This is a genomic window from Streptomyces sp. NPDC001732 (assembly GCF_053596315.1).
The window spans coordinates 97742-110125 of sequence record NZ_JBSFFY010000006.1; the positions used below are offsets into that span (position 1 = coordinate 97742).

The following is a 12384-nucleotide window of genomic DNA, read 5'->3' on the forward strand; positions in this document are numbered from 1 at the left end:
GTTCCCCGGGGCGGGCCGGGCGGACGAGGGACGAGGGGGGTACGGATGGAGCGCGGTCGGACCGGGTGGCTCCGGGTGCCGGTGGGGGACGACGCGGCGCGCTGGACGACCCGGAAGAAGTGCCTGCGGGTCCTCGTCGTCGTGCACAACGTGACCTCCGCGACGCGACTGCTCGACGTGCTGCCCCTGTTCGACGACGACCTGCGCGTCCAGCTGCTGGCGACCTGCACGGGCTCCTCCGCGTTCGCGGCCGGAACGGCCGAGCTGCTGGCCGACGTCGGGGTGCCGGTGCTGCCGTGGGAGCAGGCCGCCGAGACGGAGGCGGACCTGGTGATCTCCGCCAGCTTCGGTGGTCGACTGGACGTCTTCTCCGGGAAGTTGACCGTCCTCTCGCACGGTGTTGGATACACTAAAAGGCTGGCAACACCGGACACCGGACACCGGACACCGGACACCGGACACCGGACACCGGGCCGAGGGCGAGGGCGGTGCGGTGCCCGCGCCCGTTTTCGGGCTCGCGCCGGAGTGGTTGCTGTCGCGGGGCCGGCCCGTCGCGGACGCGCTCGTCCTCTCCCATCCCGAACAGCACGACCGTCTGCGCCTCGCCTGCCCGGAGGCGGCGCCGACCGCCGTGCTGGCCGGGGATCCCTGTTTCGACCGCGTGCTCGCCGCACGGCCCCGGCGCGAACGCTTCCGCCGCGCGCTGGGGGTGCGGTCCGGGCAGCGGCTCGTCCTGCTCAACTCGACCTGGGATTCCGGGTCCCTCTTCGGTGACGGAGCGAAAGGCGGCGGGGGCGGTGACATGGTCGCCGCGCTGCTGGACCGGATCGCGGACGAGTTCCCCGTGGACGAGTTCCGGTTCGCGGCCGTACTGCACCCCAATGTCTGGCACGGTCACGGCCCCGGCCAGATCCGGGCCTGGCTCGATCGCGCGCGCCGCGCCGGACTGACCCTGGTCGATCCGCTGAAGGGGTGGCGGCAGGCCCTGCTGGCAGCCGACGCCGTGATCGGGGACCACGGTTCCGTCACCTACTACGCGGCCGCCCTCGGCACTCCCGTGCTCCTGGCCTCCGCACCGCTCGACGCACTCGACCCGGACGCGCCGATCTCCTCGTTCATGCGGGAGGCTCCGAAGCTCGATCCCGACGCGCCGCTCGCCCCGCAACTCGCGGAACTCCTCCGCCGACACCGGCCGTTGTCCGGTCCCGCCGAGTTCACCACCTCCGTGCCGGGCGAGTCCGCGGTACGGCTGCGGAGGCTCTTCTACTCGATGATGGGCGAACCAGAGCCCGAACGGCCCGCTTCGCTGACGCCGCTCCCGCTGCCCGAGCACGAGTCGGGGAGGGTCACCGTCCCGCTGTGGGTCCTGTCGCGGGTCCTCGGGCCGGGAGAGGTGGCGATCGGCCGGTGGGCGGGCTCCCGGCCGGTGACCGGGCCGCAGGACGGCGGGGAACTGCACGTCGCGGTGCACGAGGACACCCGGGACGTGGACCGGCTGGACCTGGCCGACGTCGTCTTCCGCGACGGGGCGCCCGACGATCCCCGTTTCGGGTCCCCGTCGGGCTGGACCGCCGAGGTGCTCCGCCGCCATCGGGACTGCTCCCTGGCGGCCTACGTCACCGGGCCGTCCGCGTGCGTGGTGCGGGTGCGCGGCGGGGAGCCGCTGCAATTGACCGCGGTGCCCGCCGCCGGTACGGAGGACGTCTGCGCGACGGACCCCGCCGCGTACGCCTCCGCCCTGTACGCCTGGCTCGCCGCGGACGGCCACGACGCGGCCACCGCCCACGCGCGACTGGCGCGGGTGGTGGCCGAGGGGCTCGTCCTGCGGACGGGCGACCGGGTCCAGCGCGTACGGGTCGGTCCCCCGGCGCCGCGGGGTCCGGGGAGCTGAGGACCGGCCCCGGGGTTACGAGGTCACGCAGCGGTCCCGCATGCGCCGCAGATGCGACAGGTGGTACTCCGCCCGCTGGCCGTCGAGCGTCGTGATCGCCGACTCGATCAGCGGAAGCGCCGCCTCGGTGTTCTCCTCGTCCAGCCAGGTCTCGGCGAGGTCCGTGAGCGTCCGGGCCGTGTTGTACGTGTCGCCGTCCGATCCGTCGTCCGGCCGGAAGTACGCCAGCGCGGTCTCCAGCCGCCGCCGGGCCTCCTCACGCCGCCCCAGTCCGCGCAGCGCCCGGCCGCGGTGGCGCTCCAGCAGGGCCTCGGCGCGCGGCACGTCGCCCGTCCCCTCGTCCTGTGCGCCCATGGTGCCCAGGATGCCGCCGGCCTCCTCGAAGCAGTCGTACGCCTCCTGGTACCGCCACTGGCGCAGCCTCAGCAGCCCCAGGAGTTCGACGGCCGAGGCGTGGCCCCGCTTGTGGCCCGTCGCCTCCTCGGCGCGGGCCGCGGCCCGCGCCTCCGCCTCGGCTTCCTCCCAGCCTCCCGTTTCGGTGAGGGAGTGCGCGAGTTGTGCGTGGAGCGCTCCGGCGTCGGGACCGGCGGGGAGCCGGGTGTCGGCCAGGCGCGCCCCGGTCCGGAGGGCCGGCAGCAGCGTCTCGTGGTGGCCCGCCTTGAGCTGGAGCGGCCACAGGGCACGGCACAGGCGTACGGCGGTGTCCGGGTCGCCGGACTCCTCGGCGCAGCGCACCGCCTCGACCAGGTTGCCCGATTCCGCGAGCAGCGCGCCGAGGGCGGCGCCCCGGTCCTCGTACCGCTGTCCGGTCCGGTCCCCGGGCGGTGCCGGGACGCGCCAGCTCTCCGGGAGCGCCTGGTGGGCGGCGGCTGCCGCCAGGTCGGCGTACGCGCCCAGCGTGCGGCCGAGAGCGGCCGAGCACGCGGCGATGCCGTCCTCGCGGATCGCCGCCTTCTCGGCGTGGGCGCGGACGCCGGGACGGTAGTGGTAGCGGCCGGTTCCGGTTCCGTGGTGTTCCAGGAGCATCCGGTCCGCGAGGTCCTCCAGGCGCTCCGCCGTGGCCGCGGGGTCCTCGCCGGTGGTCCGTGCGGCGGTCGCGGCGTCGAAGGCGGGCCAGGCGCGCAACGCCATCAGCCGGTACAGCCGCGCGGACTGCGGTGCCAGGAGCCGGTAGTTGTCCTCGGCGGCCCCGCCCACCGGGTCGCCGTCCGTCCCGGCGGCGCGCGGCGAGGACGTGGGGGCGGAGAGCTGGTGGGCCGCGGCCCGCAGGGCGTACGGCGAACCGCCGCAGCGGGCGAGCAGCGAGGGCAGCGTGGCGCGGGCGGCGGCGACGGTGGATTTGTCGGTGATGTCGGTGAGCAGGCGCACCGCGTCCTTGTCCGTGAGCGGGCCGACGGGCACGCGCACGGCGTCGATGCCCGGGAAGGGGTTCCGGGCGACCACGATCGTGAACACCCCGGGTGCCGAGGTGAGGAAGGGCCGCACCTGCGAGGCGGAGCAGGCGTGGTCGAGCACGACCAGGAGTTCGAGGTCGGCCACGTGGTGGCGGAAGAACTCGCCGAGCTGCTCGGTGGCGGGCGGCATCTCCTCGTCCCGCACGCCCAGTTGGCGGAGCAGGACACGCAGCGCGGTTCCGCAGGCGCGGGCGCCGCCCGCCCTGCCGCCGCCGAGGTCGGCGTAGATCCGGCCGTCCGGGAAGAGCCGGGCGGACTGTGCCCCGTAGTGCACGGCGAGGGTGCTGGATCCCATGCCGTCCGGGCCGTGCACCAGTGCGGCCCGGGGCCGTCCGTCCGCGCGCCGGGTCGCCTCCCGCTGGAGTTGCCGCAGCGCCTCCTTGCGGTCGGTGAAGAACCTTATGGAGGTGGGAAGGTGCGACCGCACCGGCCGGGACGGGCTCGCCCCGCCGCCCACCCTCGATGCGAACGAACGCCAGGACGCCGCGAGTTGCGGGTCCGCCCGGACTCGTTCGTGCACCATGCGGGCCACGTCGTCCCGCTCCTCCCGGGCCGCGGGGGCCGGGACCTCCCGGCCGACGATTCTCCGCACGACGCCGCCGGTCGACTCCCAGGCCCACTTTCCGGCCTCGTTGGCCATCCCCGAGCCGACCGCACCGAGTACCGCCGAGATCGCCGCCACCGAAGTGGGATCCAGCATGTCGCGCACTCCTCGTTCCCGGCGTTCCGCGCGGTGCGCCCTCCCCGGCACCGTCGCTGCCGCCGTGCGGATCAACGTTAACGTCCGGCGGGCCAATATCCCCTGGGCATCGCGATGATGATCGTCAGGAGTCCGGATCGGACCGTCTCCCCGCGCACCCGGACACCGGCCTTTCATGATGATCCCGGGCGCTCCCGGCGCAATCTGCGCATCCGGCCCTCGTGTTCCGGTCGTTCCCGGGCCCCGTCGGCTCCCCGCCCCCCGCCGCCGGCCCTCGCGGGAAGCGGCTCCGGATGTGCCGACGGGGCGTACGTCCCGTTGGATATCCTGGCGGTTGTTCCAGGTCATCACGGCGTGCCCCGTCGGCCGTCGGCGGCGGGCCCGCGGCCGTCGAGGGGAGAAACCGTGCAGGGAGCAGCCGCACACCGTGGCTCGGCCAGGAAGGCCGAGCAGGCCTGGCAGCAGGCGATGGCCCTGTTCCACCAGGGCGACATGGCCGCCGCGGCCGAGCGGTTCTCCCTCGCCACGACGCACGATCCGCTCGCCGCCGACGCCTGGCTGGGGCTGCATGCGACCGGGCAGCGCCAGCAGGAGGCGCTGGAGGGCATGCTCCGCAGCTCCGGTTCGTTCGGCGCGCTGCGCACGAAGTTCGGGATGCCGCTCCGGTCCCGGTTCCAGCTCGGCCACTACGTCACCTTCAGGCTGGAGAACGCCCGTGACCTCTGGGTGGCGGCGCAGGCGGCGCTGCTGGACGCGGGCCGGCTCGACGAGGCGTGGGCCGGGCTCTCCACGGCGCAGCTGGACTGCGACGAGACCCGGTTCGTCTGCACCCGGTACGCCTTCCTCAAGGAGGACTGGTCGCTGGTGCTGCGGTTCGCGCCGGGAATCCAGGACGCGTTCCTGTACGACGAGGCCCAGCTGTACGTCGGCGCCTCGCTGTTCGCGCAGGGGGTCTGCCACGAATCCTTGAACGTGCTGGCGGAGCTGCCGAGGAAGCTGGAGGCCGGGAGCCGTTTCGACGCCGAGGTCAAGTACTTCATGGGGCGTTCCCTGGAGTCGCTGGGCCGGGCGGACGAGGCGCTGAAGCGGTACCAGTACGCGTTCCGGTGCGCTCCGGGCCTCTTCGACGTGGATGTGCGCGCCCAGGCGCGTTCCACTGCGCCGACGGCCGCGTCCGTGGCCGAGACGTCCTCCCCCTCCGGCCCTTCGCCCTCTTCCCCGCCCTCCGCCGGGACGACGGAGTCCCGCCCTGCCGCGCCCGTCTCCAGGCCGACCGTCCCGCCTGCCGCCCCGCCTGCCGTCCCGGGCACCGGCGAAGGCGCCGGCAAGGCTTCCGTGAAGGGCGACGGGGAGGAGCTGTCGCAGGAGGAGCGGGACCGGCTGCTCGCCGAGGCGCAGCAGGCTCTCGACGGCATGATCGGGCTGGAGCCGGTGAAGCGGCAGGTCCTCACGCTGATCGCGCAGCTGCGCATGGCGGCGCTGCGGGAGGAGCAGGGGCTGCCGAGCGGCGCCCGGCCCCGGCACTTCGTCTTCGCGGGCCCTCCCGGCACCGGGAAGACCACCGTCGCCCGCATCATCGGCAAGGTGTTCGCCGGGCTGGGGTTGTTGCGGTCCGGCCATGTCGTGGAGGCCCAGCGCGTCGATCTCGTCGGCCAGCACCTCGGGTCCACCGCCATCAAGACCAGCGAGGTCATCGACTCCGCCCTGAACGGTGTGCTGTTCATCGACGAGGCGTACGCCCTGTCCAACAGCGGGTACAGCGGTGGCGACGCGTTCGGCGACGAGGCGCTCCAGGTGCTCCTGAAGCGGGCCGAGGACGACCGGGACCGGCTCGTCGTCGTGCTCGCCGGGTACCGCGAGGAGATGACCGGGCTGCTCGCCGCCAACCCGGGGCTGGTGTCCAGGTTCAACACCCGGGTCGACTTCCCCTCGTACTCCGCGCAGGAGCTGCTCCTGATCGCCCGGTCCGTCCTGGCCGGTCAGGGCGACGAACCCGACGAGGAGGCGGCGGCCGCGCTCGGCGCCATCTTCGCGACGGCCGTGGACGGCGGCATGGCCGACACCCTGGGCAATGCCCGGTTCGCCCGTGAGCTCTGCCAGAAGACCGCCGCACAACGGGATCTGCGCCTGTACGCCGAGCACGCGACGGGCACGACGCCCACCCGGGAGGAGATCGTCACCGTGCTCGCCCCGGACGTGGCGGCGGCCCATCAGGAGCTCATGGAATCCCACGGGGACCCGGCGGCGTGAACACCCGGCCGGAGCGCGGGCTTCGGCGCCCCACGCCCGGCCGGGCACGGACTCATCGGCTCCCGGCCTCATTCGTACCGTCGTGGCCGGGGACTTCAACGTCGACTTCCGTTCCGCCGAGTACTCCTCGATGCTCGCCGACGCCGGACTGTCCCCGGCCCCGGCGCGCACCGGGCACCCGTACTCCTTCGACACGCGGGACAACTCGATCGCCACCGACCGCTACCCCGACGACCCCCGGGAGGACCTCGACCACGTCCTGCACCGCGCCGGGCACGTGCAGCCGTCCGGGTGGACGAACGAGGTGGTGAAGGAGAGCAGCGCGCCCTGGACCGTGAGCAGTTGGGGCACGAGCTACACGTACACCAACCTCTCCGACCACTATCCGGTGGTCACTTCGGCACGATAGCCCCGCGGCGAGGGCCCGTGGAGCGGGGGCGCCGGGCGGTCTCCGGCGCGGGCGGGGCATCCCCGTTCCCCGGGCGGCGTGTTGCTCTCCGACGGCCGGAAAGGCCCCTGTTGAGCTCATCTACGATCGTTCCGTGTGCGCACATGTCATGGTCGCCGAAGACGACGAGAAGCAGGCCGAGCTCGTACGCCGCTATCTGGAGCACGAGGGCCACACGGTCACGGTCGTCGGTGACGGCCTCGCGGCCCTCGCCGAGGTCCGGCACCGGGAACCCGATCTGCTGGTACTCGACGTGATGATGCCGCGGGCCGACGGCCTGGACGTGGTACGGGTGCTGCGCGCCGAGCACCGGGAGGTGCCGGTGCTGATGCTGACGGCCCGCAGCACCGAGGACGACCTGCTGCTGGGCCTGGACCTCGGCGCGGACGACTACATGACGAAGCCGTACAGCCCGCGCGAGCTGATGGCCCGGGTGCGGACGCTGCTGCGCCGAAGCCGGCGGGGCTCGGCGGGGGCCGGGCCCGTGGCGGACCGGGTGCTGCGGGTCGGTGCGCTGACGGTCGACCCCGACCGGCACGAGGTGTCGGTCGGGGACCTGGCCGTGGAGTGCACGCCCGGTGAGTTCCGGATCCTCGCCGCCATGGCGGCCGAGCCCGAGCGGGTCTTCACCCGGCAGCGGCTCCTGGAGGAACTGCACGGCTTCGACCGGTACGTCAGCTTCCGCACCGTCGACGTGCACATCATGAACCTGCGCAAGAAGATCGAACCCGCTCCTCGTCGACCGGCCCGGCTGCTCACCGTCTTCGGGGTCGGCTACAAGCTGACGGACCCGGCGCGGAAGGCCACGCGTGCGTCGTCGTGACCGGGGGCGCGAGTCCGCCGCCGCCCGGCGTGGACGGCAGCGGGCCCGACTGCCGCTGCGCAAGAGCCTGTTCGGCCGGCTGCTGGCGGTGTCCGCACTGGTGGCCGCCTGTTCGGTGGCGGCCACCGCCTGGATCGCCGTGCAGACCACCTCCGGTGCCATCAAGCAGGAGCAGGGCCAGAACCTCACCGCCGACGCCCGGATCTACAACACCCTGCTCGGATACGCGGCGACCCATCCCACGTGGGAGGGCGTCGAGGGCACCGTCCGCGACCTGGCGCGTCGGTCGGGCCGCCGGATCGCGCTCACCACCGAGCAGCGCCGTCCCCTCGCCGACTCCGCCGACCGGCCTTCGCCGCCCGCGCTGCCGCACCGGGCGTCGGCGGTCGTGGACCCGCTGTCCGTGGACACGGCCCTGTCCCGGACGGTCGACCGGTCGGGCGCCGCGGCCGACCGGGTGGATCCGCGTGCGGTGGGCCCGTTCCTGCTGCCCGCTGCCGAACGCGCGGCCCTGCGGCGGGCGGCCGACCGGAGCGTGGCGTGCCTGAACGAGGCCGGGGTCGCGGCGGACGTGGTCCGGAGCCCGAGCGGGCGCCCGAGCGTACAGATCGTGGGCAACGACCCGGAGCGTGCGCAGGGCACCCGGTGCACGTCCGAGGACCTGGACGGGCCGACGGCCACCGAACGCAAGGCCCTGGACGCGCTCAACCAGCTCGCCAACGCCTGCCTCGAACGTCAGGGCCGTACGGCCGTCCGGCTCGATCTCGACCTGTCCTGGAGCGGCGGTTTTGGGCCGGTGCCCGCCGAGGACGCCCGTGTCCCCTCGCCCGCGCCGAGCGTCCGGACCGGCGCGGACGACCGGGCCACCGCCTCCTGCGTGGGCACGGCCCGCCGTGAACAGCTCAGTTCCTACGTCGCCTCGCCCGCGCTGCTGTTCATCGGTGACGAGGGCGACGCGACCGTGCCCGGCTTCGACCTCTCCCCGGCGAACACGGCGAGGATCGCGGGCGCGGCGGCCCTCGTCCTGGCGCTCACCGTCGGTGCCACGGTCCTCGCCGGCTCCCGGCTCGTACGGCCGCTGCACGCGCTCACCGGCGCGGCGCAGCGGATGCGGGACGGCGAGGACTCCGTGCCCGTGCTGGTCACCGACGACAACGAGATCGGCCGTCTCGCCGCCGCGTTCAACGACATGGCGGACCATCGCACGCGGCTGGAGGCGCAGCGCAAGGACATGGTCAGCGACGTCGCCCATGAGCTGCGCACGCCGCTGAGCAACATCCGGGGCTGGCTGGAGGCCGCGCAGGACGGGCTGGCGGAGCCCGATCCGGCGTTCATCTCCTCGCTCCACACCGAGGCCGTGCAGTTGCAGCACATCATCGACGACCTCCAGGACCTGGCCGCGGCCGACGCGGGCGCGCTGCGGCTGCACCCCGATTCGGTGCGCGTCGAGGACGTCCTGGCGCAGGTGGTCGCGGCGCACCAGGCACGGGCCGAGACGGCGGGGGTCGCGCTCTCGGCACCAGCGGCGGCCGATGCCCCCGCCCCGGTGCTGTGGGCCGACCCCGTACGGCTGCGTCAGGCCATCGGCAACCTGGTCTCCAACGCCGTGCGCCACACCCCGGCGGGCGGACGCGTGACGGTGCGCGCGTACGTTTCCGGGGCGTCCACGGAAGGGGCGGCTGCGGAAGGGGCGCCGCCGGACGGGACGGGGGACGGCCTCGCGCACGGAGAAGTCGTGGTCGTCGAGGTCGCCGACACGGGCAGCGGCATCTCGGCCGAGCACCTGCCGCACGTCTTCGACCGCTTCTGGCGCGCCGAGAAGTCGCGCAGTCGCCGTACCGGCGGCAGTGGGCTGGGGCTGGCGATCGTACGGAAGCTGGCGGAGGCACACGGGGGTTCGGCGAGCGCGGTGAGTGCCGAGGGCGAGGGGTCGGTGTTCACGCTCCGGCTGCCGACGGGCCCGGCTTCCCCCGTGAGGGGCCGGCCGGAAGGAGCGGGCGACGGAGCCGACGGCAGGGTTTCGAAGGGCACGGACCGGGGCTGATGCGATGACCACAACGTTCTGACAGCTTCTTCATAACTTCACGCCAGCCTGTCGGCATGCCTCGCACCCGGTGCGAACCGGTCTCCGGGTGCCCCCCGAGGCCGACCTGGAATGGAGTCCTGACCCATGCCCAACCGCCTGTCCCTGCGCACCGCCGTCCTCGCCGCCGTCGCGGCGGGCGCGGTGCTCGTGCCGTCCGCCCCGGCCTTCGCCGACTCCGCGCCCTCGCCGTCGGCCCCGGCCGTCGAGCGGTCCGCCGCGGCCCGCACCGGTGAGCCCTCCAGCGCTCCCGCGGCGGAACCGCAGCCGGCCGTGCCGCCCCGTGGAGGCGTGGCCGCCGGTGACAGCCCCGCTCCCGCGGTGGCCGAGGACGGCTCCGGGCGATCGGCCGCCCCCGCTCCGCGCGGTGGCGTCGACGCGGGCGAGCGCATCGCCGGAACCTCCGGCGACGACACCGCCGCGATCGCGGGATCGGCCGCCGCAGCGCTGCTGCTCGCCGGAGCGGGCACCGTCGTACTGCGCCGCCGCTCGGCCGCACAGCGCAACGGCTGACCCACCCGTCCCACGGCCCGGGAGGCCGGCCGGTCGCCGAGGCGGCCGGGGTGTCCACCGTCGCCGTCCGTCCCCGTGGCGCCGTCCGTTTCCGGGCGGCGCCACTGCCGATCCCCGCCCAGACCTGGAGCCCCATGTTCCGTACGCCGCTCCCGCTCCGCCACGCCGCGCTGCCCGTGCTCGCCTGCCTCGTCCTCACCGGCTGTTCCTCGGGCACCACGGACGACCCGTCGGCCACCGCGCCGGGCAGCAGCGCGAGCACCCGCCCCGACGCCCGGGAACGGGCCGGGTCGAAGAGGACCGGGCCCGACGGGGCCGAAAGGTCCGGGGGTTCCCGTTCCTCGGCGGCCGTCCCCGTCCGCATCGCCGTCCCGTCGCTCGGGATCGACAGCGAGCTGATGCACCTCGGCCTCAACCAGGACGGCACCGTCGAGGTCCCGCCCGCCGAGAAGGGCATGACCGCCGGCTGGTACACGGGCGGTGCCGCTCCCGGCGAACCCGGTGCCGCGGTCGTCATCGGACACAACGACACCCGGTTCGGGAAGGCCGTTTTCCACGACCTGAAGAAGATCGGCAAGGGCGCCGACATCACGATCCACAACGACCGCGGAGCCGAACTCCACTTCAGGGTCACCGGCACCGAGACCGTCAGCAAGAAGGCGTTCCCGACCGAGAAGGTCTACGGCCCCACCAACGCCCGCACCCTGCGCCTCATCACCTGCGACGGCGCCTTCGACGACCGGGGACACCCGGTGGACAACCTGATCGTGTACGCGAACCGGAGCTGAGGAAACCCTGTGCCGTCCTCGTTCCGGAGCCGCGCGACGGGGGCGCGTCGTGAGCCAGTGCGCTCAGAAGAAGACCCCGCACCGCAGCAGCACGTTCGCGTACGGCCGGGCCTCCCCCGTCCGCACCACCAGCCGGGCCCCCGCCGAGAGCGCCTTGAGCTCGTCGTGGGGTACGTGGGCGAGGCCCGGGAGGCGGGCGGCCAGCAGACGCGCGGCCTCGGGGTTGGCCTGCCTCACCTCGTCCGCCGCGGTCGCGCCCTCCACCACGAGTTCGTCCAGCAGGCCGTCGAGCACCTCGGCGAACGACGGGACACCGGCCCGGAAGGCCAGGTCGACGACGTGCGGACCGGCCGGGATGGGCATGCCCACGTCGCAGATCAGCATCCCGTCGCCGTGGCCCAGCCCGGCCAGGGCCCCGGCGAGGTGGCGGTTGAGGATTCCGGCCTTCTTCACGGGGCCGGGACTTCCGCCGCGGTCGGGAAGGACGCCTGCGCGCCCTGCCGGGTGACGGCCGCCGCGCCCACCCGCACGGCGAACGCGGCGGCTTCGGCGAGTTCCTCGCCCAGGCCCAGCCGCCAGGCCAGGGCCGCGGTGAACGCGTCGCCCGCCCCGGTCGTGTCCACCGCTTCGACCGCGATGCTCGGCACGGGTACGACGTCGCCGGTGCGGACGTCCGCGACGAGCGCCCCCGCCGCGCCCAGCGTGATCACGACCGACCGCGGGCCGAGCCCGAGCAGTGCGCGTGCCCACTCCCCGGGCGTGGTGCCCGCGGCCTCGCCCAGCATGTAACGCGCTTCGTGCTCGTTGACCACCAGCGGGTCGCAGGCGGCCAGCACCCGGTCGGGCAGGGGCGCGGGCGGGGACGGATTCAGCACCAGCCGGGTGCCGGACGACATCGCGGCCGCCACCTCGGCAACCGTCTCCAGCGGGATCTCCAGCTGTACGGAGACGACCCGGGCGGTGGCGAACAGGGAACCGGCCGCCCGGATGTCCTCGGGGGTGAGGCGGGCGTTGGCCCCCGGCGACACCACGATGCTGTTGTCGCCCGAGGGATCCACGGTGATCAGCGCGACGCCGGTGGGGGCCCCGCCCACGAGTACGCCGCCGGTGTCGACGCCCGCCGCCCGCTGGGACTCCAGCAGCAGACGGCCGTGCGCGTCGTCGCCGACCCGGGCCAGCAGGGCCGTGCGGGCCCCGAGGCGGGCGGCGGCGACCGCCTGGTTTCCGCCCTTGCCGCCCGGGTGGACGGCCAGGTCGGAGCCGAGCACCGTCTCACCGGGTGCGGGGCGGCGTTCGACGCCGACGACCAGGTCGGCGTTGGCGGAGCCCACGACCAGCAGGTCGTACCGGTCGTGGTCGCTGTCGTGCATGGTTCCTGCTTTCCGTGGTCGGGCACTGCTGGGGCGTGTTCAGAAGAACCGGACGCGTCCGGGA

9 protein-coding genes and 1 pseudogene are annotated in these 12384 nt (G+C 74.3%); 7 read left to right on the plus strand and 3 right to left on the minus strand.

Features of this window, described 5'->3' with window-relative positions; translation table 11 throughout:
* Window positions 1–493 precede the first annotated feature (493 nt).
* Window positions 494–1891 (plus strand): hypothetical protein, encoded by a 1398-nt coding sequence (locus ACWCXX_RS09380; protein WP_451125735.1) that lies wholly within the window; start codon window positions 494–496, stop codon window positions 1889–1891.
* Between the two features lie 15 nt (window positions 1892–1906).
* Here ACWCXX_RS09380 and ACWCXX_RS09385 read toward each other — a convergent pair whose 3' ends face one another.
* On the minus strand, window positions 1907–4045 hold the full coding sequence (locus ACWCXX_RS09385; RefSeq protein WP_451125736.1) for a tetratricopeptide repeat protein: 2139 nt from the start codon (window positions 4043–4045) through the stop codon (window positions 1907–1909).
* 405 nt (window positions 4046–4450) lie between these two features.
* Here ACWCXX_RS09385 and ACWCXX_RS09390 point away from each other — a divergent pair, with 405 nt between their 5' ends.
* The 6 genes and pseudogenes from ACWCXX_RS09390 to ACWCXX_RS09415 all read left to right on the plus strand — a co-directional run bounded on the left by ACWCXX_RS09390 (window position 4451) and on the right by ACWCXX_RS09415 (window position 10950).
* Window positions 4451–6295 (plus strand): AAA family ATPase, encoded by a 1845-nt coding sequence (locus ACWCXX_RS09390; protein WP_451125737.1) that lies wholly within the window; start codon window positions 4451–4453, stop codon window positions 6293–6295.
* A 76-nt stretch (window positions 6296–6371) separates the two neighbouring features.
* Window positions 6372–6704, plus strand: a pseudogene (locus tag ACWCXX_RS09395) (endonuclease/exonuclease/phosphatase family protein); the annotation flags it as partial.
* A gap of 148 nt (window positions 6705–6852) precedes the next feature.
* Complete coding sequence (locus tag ACWCXX_RS09400) at window positions 6853–7566, plus strand: response regulator transcription factor (protein ID WP_451125855.1); 714 nt, start codon at window positions 6853–6855, stop codon at window positions 7564–7566.
* Window positions 7553–9610, plus strand: a complete 2058-nt coding sequence (locus tag ACWCXX_RS09405) for a sensor histidine kinase (protein WP_451125738.1) — start codon at window positions 7553–7555, stop codon at window positions 9608–9610. Before ACWCXX_RS09400 ends, ACWCXX_RS09405 begins: the two co-directional genes overlap by 14 nt.
* 126 nt (window positions 9611–9736) lie before the next feature.
* Window positions 9737–10162, plus strand: coding sequence for a hypothetical protein (locus tag ACWCXX_RS09410; RefSeq protein ID WP_451125739.1), 426 nt, complete (start codon window positions 9737–9739; stop codon window positions 10160–10162).
* A 134-nt stretch (window positions 10163–10296) separates the two neighbouring features.
* Window positions 10297–10950: a class F sortase gene (locus tag ACWCXX_RS09415; RefSeq protein WP_451125740.1), complete on the plus strand. Its 654-nt coding sequence runs from the start codon at window positions 10297–10299 to the stop codon at window positions 10948–10950.
* Window positions 10951–11013: 63 nt separating this feature from the next.
* Here the strand turns inward: ACWCXX_RS09415 and rbsD are convergent, their stop codons facing one another.
* The gene (gene rbsD, locus ACWCXX_RS09420) at window positions 11014–11403 is read right to left on the minus strand and encodes a D-ribose pyranase (RefSeq protein WP_451125741.1); all 390 of its coding nucleotides are present in this window, start codon (window positions 11401–11403) and stop codon (window positions 11014–11016) included.
* Entirely contained in the window at window positions 11400–12320 is a 921-nt protein-coding gene (locus ACWCXX_RS09425; RefSeq protein WP_451125742.1) for a ribokinase, read from the minus strand. Before ACWCXX_RS09425 ends, rbsD begins: the two co-directional genes overlap by 4 nt.
* Window positions 12321–12384: the final 64 nt, after the last annotated feature.

What these genes read in the sequence shown, in the direction of transcription:
- ACWCXX_RS09385 (WP_451125736.1), bottom strand. Translation starts at nt 4,045, where the DNA reads ATGCTGGATCCCACTTCGGTGGCGGCGATCTCGGCGGTACTCGGTGCG.
- ACWCXX_RS09400 (WP_451125855.1), top strand. Translation starts at nt 6,853, where the DNA reads ATGGTCGCCGAAGACGACGAGAAGCAGGCCGAGCTCGTACGCCGCTAT.
- ACWCXX_RS09410 (WP_451125739.1), top strand. Translation starts at nt 9,737, where the DNA reads ATGCCCAACCGCCTGTCCCTGCGCACCGCCGTCCTCGCCGCCGTCGCG.
- ACWCXX_RS09415 (WP_451125740.1), top strand. Translation starts at nt 10,297, where the DNA reads ATGTTCCGTACGCCGCTCCCGCTCCGCCACGCCGCGCTGCCCGTGCTC.
- ACWCXX_RS09425 (WP_451125742.1), bottom strand. Translation starts at nt 12,320, where the DNA reads ATGCACGACAGCGACCACGACCGGTACGACCTGCTGGTCGTGGGCTCC.